At 55.0% G+C, this 20,572-nt stretch carries 12 protein-coding genes; 4 read left to right on the top strand and 8 right to left on the bottom strand.

Translation table 11 applies throughout. The features are described 5' to 3' along the window. Nucleotides 1-1,755, bottom strand: a complete 1,755-nt coding sequence (locus tag K7H09_RS10305; RefSeq protein ID WP_009288091.1) for a type I secretion system permease/ATPase — start codon at nt 1,753-1,755, stop codon at nt 1-3. A 157-nt stretch (nt 1,756-1,912) separates the two neighbouring features. After that, nucleotides 1,913-4,252, bottom strand: coding sequence for a DUF4214 domain-containing protein (locus K7H09_RS10300; RefSeq protein ID WP_230804588.1), 2,340 nt, complete (start codon nt 4,250-4,252; stop codon nt 1,913-1,915). A 217-nt stretch (nt 4,253-4,469) separates the two neighbouring features. On the opposite strand from K7H09_RS10300, the gene K7H09_RS10295 reads away from it, so the two are divergent. Both K7H09_RS10295 and K7H09_RS10290 read left to right on the top strand, forming a co-directional pair. After that, nucleotides 4,470-9,047, top strand: a complete 4,578-nt coding sequence (locus K7H09_RS10295) for an ExeM/NucH family extracellular endonuclease (protein ID WP_230804586.1) — start codon at nt 4,470-4,472, stop codon at nt 9,045-9,047. A gap of 157 nt (nt 9,048-9,204) precedes the next feature. Beyond that, nucleotides 9,205-10,638: a phosphomannomutase gene (locus tag K7H09_RS10290; RefSeq protein ID WP_230804584.1), complete on the top strand. Its 1,434-nt coding sequence runs from the start codon at nt 9,205-9,207 to the stop codon at nt 10,636-10,638. Between the two features lie 107 nt (nt 10,639-10,745). On the opposite strand, the gene glyA is transcribed toward K7H09_RS10290, so the two are convergent. Further along, nucleotides 10,746-12,011, bottom strand: coding sequence for a serine hydroxymethyltransferase (gene glyA, locus K7H09_RS10285; protein ID WP_009288087.1), 1,266 nt, complete (start codon nt 12,009-12,011; stop codon nt 10,746-10,748). Between the two features lie 243 nt (nt 12,012-12,254). On the opposite strand from glyA, the gene K7H09_RS10280 reads away from it, so the two are divergent. Further along, nucleotides 12,255-12,686 (top strand): LexA family protein, encoded by a 432-nt coding sequence (locus K7H09_RS10280; protein WP_022520377.1) that lies wholly within the window; start codon nt 12,255-12,257, stop codon nt 12,684-12,686. Next, entirely contained in the window at nt 12,683-14,047 is a 1,365-nt protein-coding gene (locus K7H09_RS10275; protein WP_022520378.1) for a Y-family DNA polymerase, read from the top strand. The genes K7H09_RS10280 and K7H09_RS10275 overlap by 4 nt, the downstream gene beginning before the upstream one ends. Here the strand turns inward: K7H09_RS10275 and K7H09_RS10270 are convergent. The 5 genes from K7H09_RS10270 to K7H09_RS10250 all read right to left on the bottom strand — a co-directional run bounded on the left by K7H09_RS10270 (nt 14,009) and on the right by K7H09_RS10250 (nt 20,563). Continuing rightward, nucleotides 14,009-15,472, bottom strand: coding sequence for a sodium-dependent transporter (locus tag K7H09_RS10270; protein ID WP_009288086.1), 1,464 nt, complete (start codon nt 15,470-15,472; stop codon nt 14,009-14,011). The genes K7H09_RS10275 and K7H09_RS10270 overlap by 39 nt on opposite strands. 73 nt (nt 15,473-15,545) lie before the next feature. Next, on the bottom strand, nt 15,546-16,769 hold the full coding sequence (locus K7H09_RS10265; protein ID WP_230804582.1) for a YbfB/YjiJ family MFS transporter: 1,224 nt from the start codon (nt 16,767-16,769) through the stop codon (nt 15,546-15,548). A gap of 137 nt (nt 16,770-16,906) precedes the next feature. Beyond that, nucleotides 16,907-17,263 carry an AtuA-related protein gene (locus K7H09_RS10260; protein WP_022520381.1) on the bottom strand — a complete coding sequence of 119 codons (357 nt, stop codon included), beginning with the start codon at nt 17,261-17,263 and terminating at the stop codon, nt 16,907-16,909. Continuing rightward, nucleotides 17,250-18,656 carry an acyclic terpene utilization AtuA family protein gene (locus tag K7H09_RS10255; RefSeq protein WP_230804581.1) on the bottom strand — a complete coding sequence of 469 codons (1,407 nt, stop codon included), beginning with the start codon at nt 18,654-18,656 and terminating at the stop codon, nt 17,250-17,252. Before K7H09_RS10255 ends, K7H09_RS10260 begins: the two co-directional genes overlap by 14 nt. Continuing rightward, nucleotides 18,653-20,563, bottom strand: coding sequence for a TRAP transporter permease (locus K7H09_RS10250; protein WP_230804579.1), 1,911 nt, complete (start codon nt 20,561-20,563; stop codon nt 18,653-18,655). Before K7H09_RS10250 ends, K7H09_RS10255 begins: the two co-directional genes overlap by 4 nt. Between the last annotated feature and the right edge of the window lie 9 nt (nt 20,564-20,572).

The following is a 20,572-nucleotide window of genomic DNA, read 5'->3' as shown; positions in this document are numbered from 1 at the left end:
TTACGACTCCTCACTACCACGACCACCTGAAATGGCGGAGAGGCGAGCTGAACCCTGTTGGCCTACTTGAGGGCGTGGCTTTTTGGCAAACTGGGCAAGTACTTGGTCTCGGGGGCCAAACATACTGACTTGGCCTTCTTTCATGACCAAAAGCTTGTCCATTGTTTTTAGTACGCTAGTTCGATGACTTATTACAAATAGCGTTGTACCTTCTGCTTTTAATTGAGCAATGGCTTGGCTCAGCGCTCGTTCACCAGCGTCATCGAGATTGGCATTTGGCTCGTCTAGCACTACCAACACTGGGTTACCATATAAGGCGCGTGCTAACCCTAAGCGCTGGCGCTGACCACCAGAGAGTGCACCGCTATTTGAGGCAATAATCGTGTCGTACCCATCAGACAGTTCCAACACCATTTCATGAACGCCTGCTTTTTTGGCGGCTGCAACGACTTTCTCTGGATCAACATTGCCAAACCGGGCAATGTTCTCGCTGATGGTGCCATCAAAGAGTTCGATATCTTGGGGTAAATAGCCGATATAGGGGCCTAGCTCGTCACGGTTGTATTGATTAATTGCTCCGCCATCAAGCCTTACGTCGCCCACCTGTGTTGGCCATATCCCCAGCAACACGCGGGCAAGCGTTGATTTGCCTGCCGCACTAGGGCCGATGATGCCAACATGCTCACCTTTAGCGACACTAAAATTGATGCCTCGGATGGTGGCCATACGCGTACCTGGAGGAGCAGCAGCTACGTTTTCTATATCAACAACACCTTGTGGAGCAGGCAGCGACATGTGGGGCTGTTCGCCTGGAATCTGTACTAGAAGCTCGTTTAACCGGCCATAGGCACCACGCGCCGATACAAAGCCTTTCCAGCCACCTATCATTTGATCGATAGGGGCCAGCGCACGTCCCATAAGGATAGAACCAGCAATCATCATGCCGGGGGTCATTTCGCCTCTGAGCACTAAGAGCGCACCCAGGCCAAGAATCAATGACTGGAACAGTAAGCGCATCACTTTAGATGTATTCGTTAACGCGCCGGCTCGGTCACTTGCCTGCGACTGCTTAGCAAGAAACTCATGATGGCGCTTTGACCAGCGCCCCATAATGCCAGGCAGCATGCCCATTGCATGAAGCACTTCAGCGTTACGTAAGTTAGAGTTGGCTAGGTTTTGCGCTTGAATCTGTTCACTATTAGCTTCAGCAAGCAAGGTTTTTGTAGACTTCTCATTAGCCACCGCTAGCGCAAATAAAATAATACCCGCACAGGTAGCAAACACCCCGAGCCAGGGGTGGAAAATAAACAGAATACCTAGGTAAACCGGCACCCAAGGGGCATCAAAAAAAGCAAACAGGCCATTTCCGGTAAGAAATTGTCGCAAGCTGGTCAGGTCATTAAGCGGCTGGGCACTTTGGCTGCCAGGGGACATTATGCTACGTCGAAACATGGCGCTGTAGAGGCGCTGATTGATAGTGGTATCTAAACGGTTCCCTATCCTCACCAACATCCTTGAACGTACCAGTTCCAGCCCGCCCATCACCATAAATAGAAATACGACGACGAGCGTCAACATGATCAGCGTATCGAGACTTTGCGTGGTGAGCACGCGGTCATACACTTGGAGCATGTACATGGGGGGAACTAGCATCAGCAAATTGACGAACATGCTAAAAAAGCCCACCGATACAAACGAACCCTTACAGGCGCTTAATGCACGCTGTAGATCCGTTGCTTCCTGTTGCTTTGCCATGGAGGGATCACCGTTGAATCAAAAGAAGTCACGCGAAGATTATCGCGGCAGCATAACAGAAACGCCCCTGCCTAGGGTAGGGGCGTTATGAGAGTAAAAACTGTCAGGAAGGGGGTCGAGCTTATCTATACCCAACCCAAGGTCTGCAAATAAACCGTTAACCAAACAGCATCATGCTCTCATCTGACTCGGTAAAACCAACCATAACGGCGCCTCGCTCAGCACCATTATCCAACTGATCCAACCAGAACTCTTTACCTGCCGAATCAGACGTTCTCTCGAGTACGTTTGAATACATCAGTTCAATAAAGGCGTCGTCTTCTAGATTCCCGTTTTGACTATTGAACTCAGCTGACGCAATAAAGCTGTTGGCAATATCACCTAAACCAGTAGTCTCCTTAATTTCCAACCAGTACCCCAACCCTTTACCATCCGCATCGCGATCAAAGGCAGCATCGTAAAGGCGCAATAGTGGGTCAACAGGCGCGCTGAAGACTGCATCGCTACGCTCATCAAGGTTTTGGATGCGCAGGTCTTCGCTGGCAGGGGTTTCTTCTTCGCTAAATGGCGTTTCGCTGAACATGCTGGCCATGTATTCAGCAAAGGCATCCTGCTCAGTGCCCTTATCGGCGAAGGTAAACTGGCCATCATCTACAAACGCGTCCATAAGATCCACGCGGTCTTGATAGCTGCCTTCATCTAACGGATAACCGTCGCCGCCGTCGGCTAAAAAGCCTAAGGTAACGACTTTGATGCTCTCTTCAGCATCACCTACCAAGCGGCCATTGGCGACCAGTACATCGTTTGCACTGCCATCCTCATTAACGATTACCGCATTTTGGATGCGCTCGCCAGCGGGTTGACTTACATCAAAGCTGTATTGGATACCGCCCACCTGGGCAAACTGACCAGCAGTGACACCCGGCGCTGACGCTGCTACCGCATGCTCCAGGATATCCAATAGCGTGCTACGCGTGACGGTAATGATGGTCAGGTCGTTATTGAAGCGTAGCGATGACGCTGCATCCAGCTGGGATACACCCCCTTCCGGCTTGCCGATAGCGGGGTTGGCGCCCGGCACCTGATAGCTGGGCTCGCTATCGCTTCCTTCCACCACGACATCACCAATCGGCTCACGAATACCACCGCCGTTCTTAAACGATACCAGTACCTCAGCATCCAGCTGTTTGGCGTACCAGAGGTTGGCGTCGGCAGTCAGGTTACCCAGGTTGGTCTCTTCGGTACGCACTGCGCCCCGCTCCCCCACCAGATAAACATCGGTTAAACCAAGGATGTTGCCGTCTTGTTCAGCAACGAATTCCCCTACGGCGCCGACTAGGTCGTTGGCCACATCCCCTTTGGTGCCTTCAGCAAAGGCGCTTTCCAGGTCGCCCCACAGCGCTTCTACCTGTTCGTCAGTGGTGGCATAAACGCCTGAGGTGTTCTCATCGATTGAATCGGCAACAACCCGCCCCTGTTCGTCAAACTCCACCACCAGCTCGGCAACGTAGCGCCAGCCACCATCAGTATTCACTACCACGACATCATTACCTGAGGCGTCCTGGGTAACAATGGGGTATGAGTCATAGGGTTCGCCCGCTCCTGGAAACAAGCCGCGGTCTTGATCTTCTTGATCCGCCAGCAGGCTATTGGAACCACCGGCAATGACGATATCGACCCCATCCAGCAGTGTCGCTAGCTCTTCTTCAAACTGAATTTGCTGAAGGTGCGAACTGAGGATGATCTTATTGATGCCCTGCGATTCTAGGTCATCAATGACTGGCTGAATCAGGTCGGCCAGGGCCTGCATGTCGTTACTACCCCCTGTCAGCACGTCTACATCACCTGGCGAAGAGATGCTTTCAAGGATTTGGGTAGTTACGCCAATAATGCCAATTTTTTCACCACCACGCTCGGCAATCACCGCCGGGGCTAGCTTAGGCTTATTAGCGCCAGCTAATAGCTCTTCCAAAGTAGCTTGGAAAGCGTCTTGGCTGAATAACTCATTGGTAGCCAGCTCGCTTAGGGCGGCATCAGCGGAGAAATCCAGGTTGGCTGAGAGGTAAGGGAACTGCGAGCCCAGCCATTCAATTTCAGCAGCCGTAGCGCCGTTAACCACAGGCGCGATCATTGCAGCAATTAGATCAGTGCCTAGGTCAAACTCGTGATTGCCCAATGTCACGGCCGCAGCGTCGACCAGATCCATCAACAGAGTCTCAACACGCCCAGAGGCCGCCGTGATTCCGCTCATGGAACCCGCTTCTAGCCCATAAATCTCTTCAACCACGGCTTGGAAGGCCGTTTGTAAGCTTGAATCAGCGGCGGCGTTCAAATACGGCCCGGGCAGAACTAAATCACCCGAACCGACAAACAGCGAGTTGGCGTACTGATCTTCTAAGTGATCCACGATAGAAATGAAATTGGGTGCGTTAAGCAGATCTCCACCGCCCCCTTCCATATCGGCTGCGTGCAGGAGTTGAAGCTGGAAATTACTCATGGCGGTTCCCTTTTTTAATCCGTGGAAAAATAGGCAAACGTGAGATTACGCAATCAACCATTGCAAATACGTGACGCTTTAAAGAAAAAGTATTCTAGCGTCGCCAAAAAATCACTTCGTAATCCAAGCATCATTAAAATAAAACATTTAAGTCATTTAATTGCTATGACTTAGTAATAAATTCAACCTTTCCATTCATCCTGTGAGGGCTGGTTAAATGACCAACTTTGAGCTTGTTTCTACGTTATATCGCGATATTTTATTGCGTGAGCCGGATGAGGCTGGCGCTAATTATTGGACTGCCGCCCTGGATAGCGGAACTGTCGATGTTGCAACCACTCTTGACTCAATGGTGACCAGCGATGAATTTCAGCTGCAAATCCAGCCTATTATTACGCTCTATAGTGTTCACCTATTACGTACGGCCGACCCTGCAGGCCTCGCGTACTGGGTCAATGAGTACCGCAACGGCTTAGCATTGGAAGAGATTTCCAATAGTTTTCAAGCGTCTAATGAGTTCGAAGCCACCGTTTCCAACTTGAACGATACCACTTGGCTAAATCAACTCTACAACAGTGTTTTGAACCGCGAGCCTGACCCAGAAGGTTTAGTGTACTGGTCAGCGCTGCTGGCGGACGGGCTGTCTCGTGAGGAGCTTGCCGCAGCATTTATGAACAGCAGCGAAAGCATTGAACAGCAACCAGCACGTGTATTAGCTCCTTTACTCGGCGATGGCTCCAGCGTGGATGATGTTGCATCGCTACTGAGTCGTTATATTGAGCAGCTTGAGAGTGAGCCAGAAGAACCTGAGGAGCCAACAGAACCTGAAGAGCCAACAGAACCTGAAGAGCCAACAGAACCTGAAGAGCCCAACAACCCAACTGACCCCAGTCAGCCTGAGCCAAGCAACCCAAACTTCAATCTGGGAGAGCGCTACCACACGGGCACTTCTGACGCTTCAGCAGCGATTGCCGTGGGTGAGGGTTTCATGCTGGTGGCGGATGACGAAGACCAAGTGTTACGCCTCTATGAGCGCGACACTGACGGCGCCCCTCTGGCGGAAATTAACCTAAATACTGCTCTGGGTTTGAATGACACCCAAGAGGTGGACTTGGAAGCGGTGGCGACTTATCAGGGTACCCACTACTGGCTAGGCTCCCACGAGAGCAGCCAGCGCTCAATGATTTTCGCCACTGAAGTGACAGGTGATAACGCTGAGAGTTTGAGCATCGAGGTGACGGGCCAGTTTACCGATTTAGCCAGCCAGCTTAACGACTGGGATGCCCAAAATGGCCATGGGCTTGGTGAAAATGCGCTGAGCCTCTCGTTAGGGGTCAATATTGAAGGCGCTGTGTTTATCGGTGATTCCCTTTATCTTGGCCTACGCTCGCCGTTGGATGATGACTTCGCACAATTAGTGCCCGTTGAAAATGTGATTGACCTAGTCGCTGGAGAGGCTAACGAAGCTTCCTTTGGCGATCCCCTGCGTTTAGACCTGGATGGTCGCGCTGTGCGCTCTATTGAATCTGCTGGCGATGAAGGTTATCTGATCCTGGCGGGCCCGGTTAACGATGACGACGACGTAGGTTTTGGTCTTTACCTATGGGATGGCGATTATGCCGTTCGTGAAATAGACGGCCCGGATCTCAATACCCTACCGGACGCACTGACGGCGAAGCCGGAATCACTTTTCGATGTTTCCATTACCGATTCGGGCGTTACTGCGAGCGTGCTGTTTGATAGCGGTACGGTGGATTGGTTAGAGGATGGTCAAGAGTCTAAGGATCTGCCCGCCGAACAGCAGCGCTTTGTGAGCACAGACATTGAGTTCAACCTGCCTGATTTTGCACCTCAGGCCGGTGACATTGCGATTACTGCGGTCAGTGGTAGCGAAAAATCCTTCCAGTTCGTAGCATTGAAGGGTATCAGCGAAGGTGCGGAAATTACCTTTACTGACTCAGGCTGGGCAGGCGATGGCTTCCGTGCCAGCGAAGGCGCCGTTCAGTGGACTGCGCCTGAAGGCGGCGTACCTGCAGGCACGGTTGTTACTTACACTGCGGATTCTCCGCAATTCACTACTGCTAACAGCAGCGAGGTGGGTAATAACGGGTTTAATCTTTCGGTCAGCGGTGACCAAGTACTTGCTTTCGTCGGCGAGGCTAGCGACCCAACATTTATCTACGCGGCTCAAACCAACAGCGATGCGTGGCAGGAAACTGCTGACTCCTCTAATAATTCTGCCCTGCCGCCTGGCCTTGAAGAGGGTGTCACGGCGGTTGCCGTTGGCAGCGCACGCAACGCCGCCTTTACCGGTAATGGCTTCGGCACGGCGGAGGAGCTATTAAGCGCCGTTGGCAACCCTGAAAATTGGTCATTTGAGTACGCTGAATTACCCACCAATGCCACCACTGACTTTCATGTGGGCACGATGGAAGCTCCTTATGTGCCGGGCGAGCGCGATATTGGTTTAGCCATCACCGAGATATGGTCGGGCCAAAGCGGTTCTGACGTCACCGCTGATTGGTTTGAAGTAACCAACCGTTCGTCTGAAGCGCTTGATTTCAGCAATATGCCGCTTTACTACGATGATGACAGTGCCGATCCCATAGATGCTATAGAAATTAAGGGGCTAAGCTCGCTGGCTCCTGGTGAATCAGCGATTATTATGGTCGATGGCGATGCCGAATCAGTTGCGGAATTCCGTTCAGCGTGGAGCAACCTGGATAATATCGATGCCTTGAAAATCGGTTATGCCGAGAATGCTTCTGGCCTGGGCGGTGGCGGCGATGCCGTAACGCTGTGGCAAGGTGACCCACGTGTTGATGGCAACCAGGTGGCAATGGAAGCCTACCCAGATACCGACGGGTTTGACGCCGCTTCCTGGGATGTGAATTTAGGCAAATTCACCACCACTGATACTGAGGGGGCGATTAGCTCTGATGCACTGGGCGGTGATGGTAGTGATGTACCCGCCGTAGCGTCACCTGGGCTAGCTAATCAGCCCCAGGTAGATATTACGCTGATTTCTGCAGTACAGGGTGACTCGAGCAGTAGCACTTTAGAGGGTGAAAACGTTACGCTTGAAGCCATCGTCACTATGGTAGCGCCTGGTTTGGATGGCTTCTTCCTGCAAGAGGAAGATAGCGATAACGACAATAATGCCGAGACGTCAGAAGGTATTTTTGTGTACGCGGGTAGCGGTAGTGGCGATTGGCTGGAGCAGCTCACTGCCGGTGATCAAATTCGCATTAGCGGCGAGGTCTCAGAGTATTTCGAGAAAACGCAGTTAACTGCCGAACGCAACAGCCTTGAGGTGCTGGCTAACGATGTGCCTTTGCCTGAAAGCCAGCGAATCATCATGCCGTTTACCGACAAACAAGGCCTGGAAGCCTTTGAAGGTATGCGCGTAGCCATTGAAGCGCTGGACGGTGAGCCGTTGGTGGTCACTGAGCTTTACGAGCTGGGCCGTTACGGCGAAGTTACGCTTGCATCAGGGGGCCGCTTAGAGCAGTTCACGGAAGTCAACGAGCCTGATGTGGCAGGCTATAGCGCTTGGCTTGACGACGCCGAGGCACGCACCATTAAAATCGATGATGCGAATTCGGCACAAAACGCTGATCCGATTATTTATGGTCGTAACGGTGAGGAGCTTTCTGGTTCTAACCCGCTGCGCGGTGGAGATGAGCTTCAGACTCTCGAAGGCGTGCTTGATTACAACTTCGAAGAGTGGAAAGTCCAAAACGTCGAAGGCCTGGACTTTACCGGCGCTGAGCGTCCGGCAACACCTGATACAGATGCTCTGGGTGATGCCGATATTACAGTGGCCTCTTTCAATGTATTGAACTACTTCACTACACTGGATGAAAACGGCAACAAAACAGAGACCTTAAATGGCACTCTGCATGATCCACGCGGCGCCAATAATGCTGAAGAGTTTGCCCGTCAGGAAGCCAAAATCGTTGAGGCAATTAATACCAGCGGTGCTGATGTGGTGGGGCTCATGGAAATCGAGAACAACGGTTATGGTGACGATAGCGCCATTGCAACGTTGGTTGATGCGCTGAATGCAGATGTGCAGGATAAAAACATTCAGGATGTCACTTGGGCTTACAGCGTCCCCGAAGATGGGAATGGCAACACCACTAGCCCTGGGGATGATGCCATTGCGGTTGGGGTCATCTACAATAGTCAGGCGGTGACACCTACTGGCGCTGCAGCCACTAAAACCGATGGAGCTTTCGCCACTGCAAACCGTGCACCGGTGATGCAAACCTTTGAAGATAGTAATGGTGAAACCTTTTCGGTGGTGGTTAACCACTTTAAATCCAAAGGCAGTGTCGTCAATGGTGAAGACGCTATCGGCGACGGACAGGCCAACAACAACCCCACACGGGTCGAGGCCGCGGAGGAATTGCTTGAATGGCTATCCACCAACCCCACCGGTAGCAATGACAGCGACGTGCTGATTCTTGGTGACTTGAACTCTTATGCCATGGAAGACCCCATCATGACCCTGACCGATGCGGGCTATACCCTTCAGGACGATGATTACAGCTATGTCTTTGATGGATTCTGGGGTTCGTTGGATCATGCGTTAGCCAGTGAAACGCTCGCAACACAGGTCACGGGCACCACGACTTGGCATATCAATGCGGATGAAGCATCGGCATTGGATTACAACACCGACTTCACTAATGATCGTCAGGATGACAACCTATACGCCGATGATGCGTTCCGTAGTTCAGACCACGATCCTATCTTAGTAGGCCTGAACTTAGGCCTAGCTGAAGCTTAATTAAACGTACTACCTTTTGAGATGGCCTCCGCTTGCGGGGGCCATTTTTTGTCTTACTAGCCATTACCCCTGATCGCTTCAGCGCTCAAAGCGCCCCGTAGCGCTTCCCGCCTAGGGTGTTAAACTCACCGCAAGCACTTTTTTCAGGAGAAATACATTGAGTTCAGTACGTTCCACTACTGCTATTATTCATGACAGCGGCATTGCTTTTGGTACCAGCGGCGCACGAGGGCTGGTTGAACAGTTTACCGATGAAGTATGTGCAGCTTTCACCGTGGCATTTATTACCGCCATGCGGGACTCTTTTCCAGTAGAACGTATTGCGCTAGGTATGGATCGCCGCCCCAGCAGCCCGGCGATGGCAGCCGCCTGTACCAGTGCGGCCCATACGCTAGGAGTGAAGGTCAATGACTATGGCGTACTGCCTACGCCTGCCCTGGCGTTAAAGACAATGGCGGATGGCATACCTTGCATCATGATTACCGGCAGCCATATACCGTTTAACCGTAACGGCATCAAGTTTTACCGCCCTGATGGCGAGATTACCAAAGCTGATGAAACCGCTATTCTTAATGCTGAGGCGGCTATGCCTACCCTCCCCGCGCCAGTGCGCGGGGAGGTTTCTGAAGCCGCTAATCAGGCCTACTCAGAGCGCTTCACCACCTGGTTTCCAGGTGAGCCATTGAAAGGTTGGCGGGTAGGCTTGTACCAACACTCGGCCGCAGGGCGCGATTTGAATGCGCATATTTTGAGCGAGTTAGGTGCGGATGTAGTGGTACTAGGCCGCAGCGAAGCCTTTGTGCCTGTAGATACCGAGGCCGTTAGCGACGAGGATCAGGCTCAAGGGCGTGCCTGGGCAAACCAACACCAACTACAAGCCCTGTTTTCTACCGATGGCGATGGAGATCGACCGTTGCTTGGAGATGAAACGGGTACGTGGCAGCGTGGTGATATTGTCGGGTTACTCTGCGCCCGTGCATTGGGAATCGAAGCGCTGGCTGTGCCGGTAAGCTGCAATACAGCGATAGAAGCCTGCGGTGCCTTCCAGCTAGTTGAGCGCACGCGCATTGGTTCACCGTATGTATTGGCCAGTATGGCTAAGCTCAGTAAGCGGTTTACGCGAGTGGCTGGGTTTGAAGCCAACGGTGGTTTTCTATTGGGAAGCAGATTGGAGAGTGATGGCCGTCAATTAGCCGCCCTACCCACCCGCGATGCGCTGCTCCCCGCCCTTACTTTGATGGTGATGGCCGCCCAACGCGGGATTAACCTCTCGCAGCTAATCGCTGACTTACCTGCCCGCTATACGGCAAGCGACCGACTCAAGGATTTCGCCACGGAGAAAAGCCATGCGTTGCTGACCGAATGGCAAACCTCACCTGAACTGATGCAGCAAACATTAGGTTTACAAGCTGGCATTTCAGCAGTCAATAGCACTGATGGCTTGAGAGCCACGCTTGAAAATGGCGATATCGTGCACCTTCGCCCCTCTGGCAATGCACCGGAGCTGCGCTGCTATAGCGAATCTGCTTCACAAGCAGACGCATCGGCACTGGTAAAACAGAGCTTGGCCGCTCTCGAAAAGCTGAACTAGGGGCCTTACTCTTAGCAAAGAACAGAGCACTAACAAAGAACGGGCGACCCTAATGGGCCGCCCGTTCTTTGTGGCTATCCTTCGCCAAGGAGAATGGTTACAGCTGCTTATTTATAAACCGGAAGCCGCGCACAAACCTCGGCCACTTTATCCAACACCTGGGTTTCGATGGCGCTGGTGTCTTCACCCTTGGCCAGTACGTCCAGAATGTCACAGATCCAACCTGCCAACGTACTACACTCTTGTTCACTGAAACCGCGCGTGGTCACCGCTGGGGTGCCAATACGCAGGCCAGAGGTGACAAACGGGCTTTGCGGGTCGTTAGGAACAGCGTTCTTGTTCACGGTGATATGAGCACGCCCCAAAGCAGCATCGGCATCTTTGCCCGTTACGCCCTGCTTGATCAGCGAAAGCAGGAAGAGGTGGTCTTCGGTACCACCAGAGACGATGTCGTAACCGCGATCGATAAACACCTTGGCCATTGCCTGAGCGTTCTTAACTACCTGCTGCTGGTAGGTTTTGAACTCGGGCTCCATAGCCTCTTTGAAGCAGATCGCTTTGGCGGCGATTACGTGCATCAAGGGGCCACCCTGGCCGCCGGGGAAAACCGCTGACTGTAGCTTCTTCTCGATATCAGCGTCGTTTTCCGCTGAGAGAATCACGCCACTGCGGGGGCCGCGTAGGGTTTTGTGGGTGGTGGAGGTGACCACATGGGCATGGGGCAAGGGGCTGGGGTATACGCCTGCCGCGACCAGACCAGAGACGTGGGCCATATCAACGAGTAAGTAAGCGCCTACTTCATCGGCGATTTCACGGAACTTGGCCCAATCAACAATTTGTGAATAGGCTGAGAAGCCGGCGATGATCATTTTGGGCTTGTGCTCGCGAGCAAGCTGGGCCACTTGATCGTAATCAATTAACCCCTGCTCATCCAGACCGTACTGAATGGCGTTGTAGTGTTTGCCAGAAAAATTAGGCTTGGCACCGTGGGTCAGGTGGCCGCCCGCATCCAGGCTCATACCTAAAATGGTATCGCCTGGCTTAACCAGCGCTTGGAACACCGCGCTGTTGGCTTGCGAGCCTGAGTGGGGCTGAACGTTCACGTAGGTGGCGCCGAACAGCTCTTTGGCGTAATCAATGGCCAGGTTTTCAGCGATATCGACGAACTCACAGCCGCCGTAGTAGCGCTTACCGGGGTAGCCCTCAGCGTATTTATTGGTCAGCTGGCTGCCCTGAGCTTCGAGTACGCGGGGGCTGGCGTAGTTTTCGGAAGCGATCAGTTCGATGTGGGCCTCTTGGCGCTCCACTTCTTTCTGCATGGCATCAAACAGCACATCATCAAATCCGGCAATTGTCATATCGCGGCTGAACATCGGCGGGAACCTCGTAACGAGAAAGGGTCATCATGGAAGAAGCGAGGGCGCTATCATAACGCAGCCTGACGCGACTTTCATCGCATCCTCGTCAGGTCTTGCATGAGCGTGATTCATGTAATGACAGAGAAAGTGTCATCGCGAACACAATGAAGCGATCTCAGGGGGCGTCAATTTGCGTTTTCCTTCGCCATGCAAAATACTGTATATTTATACAATATTTTAAGCACCAGGATGCCGACGATGCCGGGCCAGTCTTCTCACTTTACCCCTGCCTTGCCGTTAACCTCTCAGCCGCAGCCTTGTGGCCGCGCTGGTTTTAGTGGCTTTCCTTCGCCAGCCCAGGATTACGAGCCATGCACGCTGGATCTCAACACACGGCTGGTTAAAAACCCTACTGAGACGTTTTATGTCACCGCCACCGGCGACAGCATGGAGGGTTGGGGAATTTTTGAGGGTGATTTGCTGGTGGTTGATCGCAGTATTGAACCGCAACTGGGACATATTCTGGTCGCTATGCTAGAGGGCGAGGCGCTAATTAAACGCTATGCGCTCTATCGGGGAACGCCGCACCTGTGCTCAACACATCCTAACTATCCGCCACTGCCACTTGAAGGCAGCGACTGCCAGCTATGGGGGGTAGTGCGCGCCGTCGTGCACGAGTACTTGCGATGATCGGTCTAGTCGATGCCAACAACTTCTACGTCAGCTGCGAGCGGGTTTTTCAGCCCAAGCTGGAAGGTAGGCCCGTGGGGGTAATGTCGAACAACGACGGCTGTGTCATCGCCCGCTCCGCCGAGTTAAAAGCGCTGGGTATCCCTATGGGTGCGCCAGCCTTCAAGCTTGAAGAAATGCGTCAGCGCGGCGAGATCCACCTGCTGTCGTCTAACTATGAACTCTACGGAGATATGTCGGCACGGCTGACCCAACTACTACGCGATGCCTGCCCTGCAATTGCGCCCTACTCAATAGATGAAATGTTCGTCTACCTGGAAGGATTAACCACAGAGCAGTGTGAGAGGCTGGGGCGAGAATTGCACCATCGTATTCGCCGCCATTTAGGGTTACCGGTGTGTGTTGGGCTGGCACCCACCCACACGCTCGCCAAATTAGCCAATCACCTTGCCAAGCAAGACCCACATTACCAAGGCGTTTGCCTGCTTAATGGACAAGATCACACGACGCAGGCGCTGCTCAAACGTACGCCGGTGGGCAGCGTGTGGGGCGTCGGCCATCGGCTTGCCGGGCGCTTAGCGATTGGCGGCGTGACCACCGCTTGGGACTTGCGTCAAAGCGACGACAAGCAGTTGCGCAAGCGCTTCTCTGTGGTGCTGGCGCGCACCGCGCTCGAGCTGCGTGGCACGCCTTGTATGGAGATGAACGCCCTGGATCAACCGCGCCAACGCATTATGACCTCGCGCTCTTTCGGCCAGCCCACCGGCGTTTTTGCAGAAGTACATAATGCACTGCGGCGCCACGCCCAGCGCAGCGCTGAAAAACTTCGCGAGCAACGTAGCTTAGCTCGTGCGGTGATGGTATTTCTCAACACTAACCGTCATCGCCGCGATCAGTTGCAATACTTCCCGCAGGCGCTGATCGCCCTGCCCTCACCCAGCGACGATACCCGGGTGATCCTTGATGCCGTACGCCAAGGCCTTGAGCAGATTCATCGCCCCCGCTACCAGTTCATGAAAGCTGGCGTGATGCTGCTGGATTTAGTGGATGCAGAGCAGCACCAGCTTTCGCTGCTGCATCCGCCAGTCCGTGATCGCCATCCGTTTTTAATGGCAACCGTGGATCAGATCAACCAGCGCATGGGGCAAGGCACTATCAGCTTTGGTATGACGGATGCCCCTGCTGCTTGGCAACTGCGCTGCGCCCACCGCTCAGACCGCTATACCACGCGCTGGGACGAGTTGATGAAAGTGGGCACTCACCCCGGCGCAGTCGCCGCCGCCGAGGCAAAGCAGAAAGAGAAGCAGAAAAAACAGCAGGCGTTAACCAGCCCTAAGCGCAGTACGCAGCCGCGGGCTTAAGGTTTCTCCAAGCGCGACCATGGTAAACAGAATCCCCAGCAACCAGGGCCAGTGAGCCGCAAACGAGACCTGATAAACGCCCAGCGCGTCGACAAAAATCACCACAATGCCCAGCGGGCTAACGTAGCGCACCATGGTCAGCCACAGCGCATAAGGCAAGGGGGCAAGCCCCAGCTCGTCGCGGAAGGTCTCGCTTTTCAGCACAAACCCCGCTACCACTACCGTGCCCAGACCACCCAACGGCATCATCCAGCGCGAGGTTAAATAATCCAGCCAGTCAAAGAAGTTCTTACCGGCCAGTGTCCAATCCGCGCCCAGGTTAAACGACAGCATCGCCAGTGTGCTAATCAACCACAGCACAATACCTGTGCCCCAGGCGGCTGCCGAACGCGAGATACCTTTGTTGTCGCACAGCCAGGAAACCGTGGCTTCGACCATAGAGATCGAAGAGGTCAGCGCTGCCATAGAGAGCATCAGGAAGAAGAGAATGCCAAACAGGGTGCCCAGCGGCATCGCCTGGAAGGCCAACGGCAGGCTCATAAAAATTAGCCCAGGGCCTTCGCCGGGGTTCATGCCATTGGCGAAAATAACCGGGAAGATCGCAAGCCCCGCCATCAAGGCAACAACGGTATCCGCCACCGCCACACTCACCGTGGTGCGGCCAATAGAAGCGTCTTTAGGCAAGTAGCTGCCATAGGTCAGAATCGCCCCAGAGGCCAGCGAGAGGGTGAAAAACGCATGACCCAGCGCTGCCAGAAGGCCTTCGCTAGAGAGGCTGCCCGCATTGAAGGAGAACAGAAAGTTAACCGCAGCGCCAAAGCCACCGGAAAACATACCAAAGCCAATCAACACCACCAGCATGATCACCAGCCCCGGCATCATCCAGCTAACGCTCTTCTCGATTCCCTGCTGCACGCCTTTACCCACGATCAACATGGTGGCCAGCGTAACCAGGGTGCTCCAGAAACCGAGGTTCAGCGGATTGGCGTTATTGGCCCCGAACACAGCGGCCATCTCATCAACGCTGCTGCCCGCGAGCCCCCCGGTCAGCATCTTCCACAGATACGAGAACGACCAGCCCGCCACCACCACGTAAAACGACAGGATCATAAAGCCGCAGAGCATGGCCATCCAACCAATCAACGACCAGGCCGATGAACGGCCAGACTCATTGACCACGCGCCGTATGGCATCCACCGGGCTACCACGTCCCCGCCGACCAAACGCGATTTCGACCATCATCACCGGCACACCCACGGCAAAGATGCACGTTAGATAGACCAGCACGAAGGCGCCGCCGCCAAACTCCCCAGTCATGTAGGGGAATTTCCAGATATTGCCTAGCCCCACCGCCGAACCGGTGGCCGCCAACATAAACCCCCAGCGGCCTAGCCATTGGGTGCGAGGTTGCCTAGAAGAGGTCATTTGCCCATATCCCGTAAGAAAAAGGCGCTCATCCTAAAGGATTTCGAGGGTAATGCCCACTAGGCCCCAGTTCCTAGGCGTACACCGTGGCTTTTGCGGCGGCATCCAAGCGTTGAGCGGTTTGATCTACCCGGCGCAAACAGGCCAGCAGCACCGCGCCAAGCGTTACAAAACCGCCCGCCAACCACAGCCCAACATCATAGTGGCCAGAGGTTTCAGCCAACATACCGGTTAATGCCGGGGCGCATATCTGGGCGGCGCCGTATGCCAGAGTCATCTGCCCCATTAGCCGCGCGGGGCTGGAAGGATAGAGCCTACCTGCCATGGTCAGCACAAGGCTGACGCAACCAAGGAAGGTACCGCCATAGAGCACCGCACTGAGCAGTACCACTGCTGAGTTCGCGGTAATCGCAGGCAGTACGATCCCCACTACCTGAATCCCCATGGCGAGAATAAGCGCCCCTAAATAGCCCACTCGACGGGCGACCAGATCCCACAGCATCACCGCTGGGGCGGCGGCTAAACCGGCCAGAGCGAACGTCCAGTTGCCCATCCCCGCCAGCAGCGGCTCACGCTCAACGATGGCAACTAAGAAGGTAGCGCTGATCACATAGCCATAACCGGCGCAAAAGTAGGCGGCGAGCATCCAGCGCATAAAAGTACGTGTTGGCGGCGTAGCGGTTCGGCTACTCGCCACGTGAGCCCCCTCTAGCGGCCTTTCCGGCCGCGGCAGCCAGCGCCAGGCAGGCACCAGCAGCACGGCACCCAGCAGGCTAAAGCCCCACCATTGGGTCTGCCAGCTAAAGGAAAACTGGAGCATCATCTCCACTGCCACCGCCGCGACAATCATGCCTAGCCCCAAACCGGCAAAATGAATTCCCAGCTCGCCGCGCTGGCGATGTTGGATTAACCAGTGAAGAATCAGCCCTGACGCTAATAGCATTGCAGCGCTGCTTGAAAGACCCGCCAGAAAACGCAACCCCGCCCAAACCCAGAAGTGATCGGTAAGCGCCATACCCGCAGTCGTGATTACCGCCAGGATTAACCCGCAGCGAAATAGCGTGTCTTTGATATAAATACTGTGAATAGAGGCGGCCAGCACGGCCCCCAGCATATAGCCCGCGTAGTTAACCGCAGCCAGCCAGCCGCCACCGGCATCACCCATCCAGGTCTGCTGCTGCATCACCGGTAGCAATGGGGTATAGGCAAAGCGCGCGATGCCAACACATAATATTTGGCTAAAAACGCCCGCCAACAGCACTTTGAAGCGCTGGGCACCTAGCGTTGCGACGGTCATGGGGCTACTCCTGAACGGCTCTTTAACGACGACTGAGCGGACGTTATGTTAATTAGCGTGCGTATTTTATCGTCATAGTAAGGCCTTTCAGGCAGCGGGTCATGACCACCTAAGTCGAGGAGCGAGGTTAAAAAGGCCTAGCTCGCATCAACCTCCATGCTTAACAGCAAAAACGATAGCGTCTTGCCATGCCCATCCAAGTTGAGCGCGCCATTAACGCCGCCCTGCAGCACGTCATCGATCACGAAGTTCATGCCCGCCAAATTAGGCAAAGGGTAACGCCGCACTCGGCTGGCACCACGATGAGCAAACAGCGCCAGCACACGCTCCTCGGTTACCTGCTCCAGCAGGGTGGTGTAATGGTCTGGGTCATAGGCAAACAGTGCCACGTTTAGCCGTTCCCCCTTATCACCTGCGCGGGCATGGGCGAGTTGATGAAGAGCGACTGAGGTATCCGGGCGCACCGTTGTTTGCGTGTGGTCAGCTTGCAGCATAACGTTCACTCCTACGTTCGCCGAGCGGCGACGATTCAAACAGGCTGGCATGAGCATTAACGTCGCTACGTTTGACCAAATAAGAGGCGGTAAATACTCGCCTTTGAAATTGGCGCCGCACGCCACCGCCACCCGCGGGCCCGGCACAATAAAGCGCCAATAGCTCCTGGGTGGCGCGGGCTACCCAGCGCCGCTCGCTGTGCTCGGCCGCCAGCCGCAGCCGATAATCGCCGCTGGCAGACCCTGAAGCGCTACGCTGCAGCTCACCGCTATCGCTATCGAATACGCTGGCCAAGCCAATGATATCCAAGCGGGTACGCAGCTCGGCAGGGGCTCGAAACACCAATCGTTCACGCAGTACCTGCGCTGCAAGCTGGGCTCGTGCCAAGGCGTTCGGGCCGGCATAGGAGATTTCCGCCTCGCCCTGCCAACCGCCTTCATAGCACACGGTGGTTTTTAGCCGCTCAGGCGCAGGCTTGCCGCGAATTCCTGTCACCGCCACGCGATTGGGTGACAACTGACGCACCTCGGCGTGGGAAAGATCCACCGTGACATCCGGAGTCAGATAATTCGCCGGGTCATGAACTTCGTAAAGCAGCTGTTCTTTCACCGTCTGTTCGGTAACACAGCCACCAGTATTGGCGGGCTTGGTAATAATAAGGCTGCCATCCTGCTCTACTTCAATAATCGGATAGCCCACCGTGGCGAGTCCGGGCACCTCTTTAAAGCCCGGATCGGCAAAGTAGCCGCCGCTCACCTGGGCGCCACACTCTGCTAAATGCCCCGCCATCATCCCGCAGGCCAGGCGATCCCAGTCATCCCAACGCCAATCGAAGTGGTGCATCAGCGGCGCTAAAAACAGAGCCGGGTCGGCAACACGGCCTGTAACCACCACATCCGCCTGCATGGCCAACGCCTCAGCCAGCGCCTTGGCCCCCAGATAGACATTGGCTGAAATCAGGGCTTCATCGCCGGGCATATCCAGCCGCTCGGCCTCCCAGCGCTGTAGGTCCAAGCTATGTAGCTGCTGACGGATATCGTCACCATGCACCTGGGCAATGCATGCATCCCCGCGCCCAAGCTGCGTAGCCAAGTCAGCAATTACCTGACAAGCACCACTGGGGTTCGCCGCACCAAAGTTGCCTAAAATCTTAATGTCGTGATCCAGACAGTCACGCAGCACTGGCGCCAGCAGCTCGTCTAACAGCGGTTCAAACCCGCTTTCGGGATCATCACGCATCGCGCGGTGAGCTGCCGCTAATGTCCGTTCGCCCAGGGTTTCAAATACTAAAGCGGAGGGCTGCTGTCGCTTGATCAACTCTGCCACCACCGCCACGGCCGCATCGGTACGGTCGCCAGAAAAACCCGCACCACTGCCTAATAAAAAGCTCATAGCTGTGTCTCCTTGGCCTGAAGAGAGTGGTGGTCGCCCGCGACGGCCCCCTGCTCGTCTCTCAGCAGCGAGCGGCGGCGTATAAATAGCCCAATGATCAGGGCTAGCGCCGCCAGCGTGGTCAGCCAGCCGGGTGTCAGCGCCAGTCCAATGACCGCGATCAGCCCCACGACATCGATCACGCGCTTACCCGTCATGGCTACCCGGGACATCAGCGCGGCGAAGGCCATCACAAACACGACCCCTTGGCAGCTGGCCAAGACGATCTCCAGGGCAGAACCAAACCCTGCCAGGGCTGGGTAGATCAGCAGCAGGAAGGGAATGACGTAGATAGCCGCCGCCAAGCGCACTGATTCAACCGCCGCAGGCAGCCAGTTGGTGTCGGCAATGCCTGAGGCCACAAAGACCGCAATACAGACAGGCGGTGTAATCACCGACAGGGTGGCGAAGTAGAAAACGAATAGGTGGGCAATCAGCGGCTCAACACCGATGGTGGTGAGCGCAGGCGCCAGCACTGATGCCACCAGAACATACGCTGCCGTGGTCGGGATCCCCATGCCCAAAATCAGACACACGCCGCCGACGATAAAGGCGACCAGGAACAGCGATTCGCCGCCTACCGTGACGATCAAGCTGGCTAATGTCACACCGATGCCGGTCATACCGATCATCGCCACCAGTATCTGCGCCCCGGCCAGCAGCACGCCAATAATGACCATGCCCTTGCCTGCATCGACTAAGCCTGCCACCAGCTTGCCGAGGATCTCGCGCAGCGGCATCTTAGCCATGAGCGCAAAAGGCACGAACGTTAGCACGGTCATCAAGATGCCGTAGAACGCCGACATTTGGATCGAACGACCGCTGAGCACGCCGTAAAACAGTCCGCCTAATGCAGCCAGAATGGGAATGATACGTTCAGGGCGTATCACGTCTGACCAGCTTGGCAGCTCATCATCAGGCACTACCTGCAGTTGGCGGCGCTTGGCGACGAGGTGAATGGTGACAAACACCCCGAGATAGAAAAGAATCGCTGGCAACAAGGCCGCCAAGGCGATACGCAGGTAACTTTCGCCTAGAATTTCCGCCATGATAAATGCCGCAGCACCCAGGATTGGCGGTGCGATTTGGCCGCCGGTCGAGGCCACCGCTTCTACCCCAGCCGCGAAGGGGCGTGGGTAGTTCAAGCGTTTCATCATGGGGATGGTGAAGTTGCCCGTGGTGGCGACATTGGCCACCGCGCTACCGCTGACCATGCCAAACAGCCCGGAGGCCACCGTGGCCACTTTGGCAGCACCGCCCGGTGAACGGCCGCTGATACGCAACGCCAGATCCATAAAGGTATTGCCGCCTCCGGTATGTAGCAGCAAACAGCCGAACAGTACGAAAGCGGCGATGGTAGTCGCAGCGACGCCCACCAGCATGCCCCACACGCCTAAGTCACCGAGGTAAATGGTTTCGGTCATGTAGTAAAGATCAAACCCGCGGTGGCCAAGCGGCCCTGGAATGGCGGCCCCAAACCACGCGTAGGCTAATCCCACTAACACTAACAGTGGAAAGATCACGCCGATGGCGCGCCGCGAAAGCTCCAGAATCGCCACCAGCAGTACGCCGGTCAGCAGCATATCCCGAGGTGTTGCCCAGGGGAGTTCGACCAGAATTTGTTCATAGTTAAGCGCCACATAGCCACAGGCAAACACCACCCCCACTGCCAGCACCGCATCAATCGCAATGCCCAGCGGGCGCCAGCACTTGCCTGCGCCTAGTGGATAGACGGCAAGCCCTAGCAGGATGACCAGCGCGAGAAAGATACTCCGCTGAATCAAGCTCTCGAACGGCCCAGTGGCGGAGGTATAAAGGATTAGCCCGCCCAGCAGGAGCGCCAAGCCTTTGGTAACTGTCTCGCGCATGATCATCTT

The sequence above is a fragment of the Halomonas sp. IOP_14 genome (genome assembly GCF_021021315.1).
GTDB lineage: Bacteria > Pseudomonadota > Gammaproteobacteria > Pseudomonadales > Halomonadaceae > Vreelandella > Vreelandella titanicae.
Note: the sequence above shows the minus strand (reverse complement) of the source record. Positions and strands in the feature narration are given on the sequence as shown.

Excerpts from the sequence above, each read along its gene's own strand:
- K7H09_RS10305 (WP_009288091.1), bottom strand. The coding sequence starts at position 1,755 with ATGGCAAAGCAACAGGAAGCAACGGATCTACAGCGTGCATTAAGCGCC.
- K7H09_RS10300 (WP_230804588.1), bottom strand. The coding sequence starts at position 4,252 with ATGAGTAATTTCCAGCTTCAACTCCTGCACGCAGCCGATATGGAAGGG.
- K7H09_RS10295 (WP_230804586.1), top strand. The coding sequence starts at position 4,470 with ATGACCAACTTTGAGCTTGTTTCTACGTTATATCGCGATATTTTATTG.
- glyA (WP_009288087.1), bottom strand. The coding sequence starts at position 12,011 with ATGTTCAGCCGCGATATGACAATTGCCGGATTTGATGATGTGCTGTTT.
- K7H09_RS10280 (WP_022520377.1), top strand. The coding sequence starts at position 12,255 with ATGCCGGGCCAGTCTTCTCACTTTACCCCTGCCTTGCCGTTAACCTCT.
- K7H09_RS10275 (WP_022520378.1), top strand. The coding sequence starts at position 12,683 with ATGATCGGTCTAGTCGATGCCAACAACTTCTACGTCAGCTGCGAGCGG.
- K7H09_RS10270 (WP_009288086.1), bottom strand. The coding sequence starts at position 15,472 with ATGACCTCTTCTAGGCAACCTCGCACCCAATGGCTAGGCCGCTGGGGG.
- K7H09_RS10265 (WP_230804582.1), bottom strand. The coding sequence starts at position 16,769 with ATGACCGTCGCAACGCTAGGTGCCCAGCGCTTCAAAGTGCTGTTGGCG.
- K7H09_RS10260 (WP_022520381.1), bottom strand. The coding sequence starts at position 17,263 with ATGCTGCAAGCTGACCACACGCAAACAACGGTGCGCCCGGATACCTCA.
- K7H09_RS10255 (WP_230804581.1), bottom strand. The coding sequence starts at position 18,656 with ATGAGCTTTTTATTAGGCAGTGGTGCGGGTTTTTCTGGCGACCGTACC.
- K7H09_RS10250 (WP_230804579.1), bottom strand. The coding sequence starts at position 20,563 with ATGCGCGAGACAGTTACCAAAGGCTTGGCGCTCCTGCTGGGCGGGCTA.